The sequence below is a fragment of the Neisseria sp. P0020.S005 genome (assembly GCF_051957055.1).
GTDB classification, from domain to species: Bacteria; Pseudomonadota; Gammaproteobacteria; order Burkholderiales; family Neisseriaceae; genus Neisseria; species Neisseria subflava_A.
The window spans coordinates 1-429 of record NZ_JBQCWV010000082.1; the positions used below are offsets into that span (position 1 = coordinate 1).

The following is a 429-nucleotide window of genomic DNA, read 5'->3' on the forward strand; positions in this document are numbered from 1 at the left end:
CGTTGGTAATGGTATCGCGGCTGTCGGCAATGAAGCGGTAGGCATTCAGCAAACCGGACGGACCGACGAATTTGTCGGGATTCCACCAGAACGACGGACAGGCAGTCGAGCAGCAGGCGCACAAAATACATTCGTACAAGCCGTCCAGCTCTTTACGCTCTTCCTGAGTTTGCAGACGCTCTTTGTCGGCATCGATCGGATTGTCGTTAACGACGTAAGGCTTGATGGAATGGTATTGTTTGAAGAACTGGGTCATGTCCACAATCAGGTCGCGGATGACGGGCAGACCGGGCAGTGGACGGATTTTGACTGGTTGTTTCAGGCTGCGTAAATCGGTCAGACACGCCAAGCCGTTTTTGCCGTTGATGTTCATACCGTCCGAACCGCAAATACCTTCGCGGCAGGAACGGCGGAAAGACAGGGTATCGT

General features: G+C 53.6%; 1 protein-coding gene. It reads right to left on the minus strand.

Going from position 1 to position 429, the window contains the following annotated elements:
* Positions 1 to 429: succinate dehydrogenase iron-sulfur subunit (locus ACTHTU_RS11415; RefSeq protein WP_440362614.1), on the minus strand; the 429-nt coding region annotated here is incomplete at both ends.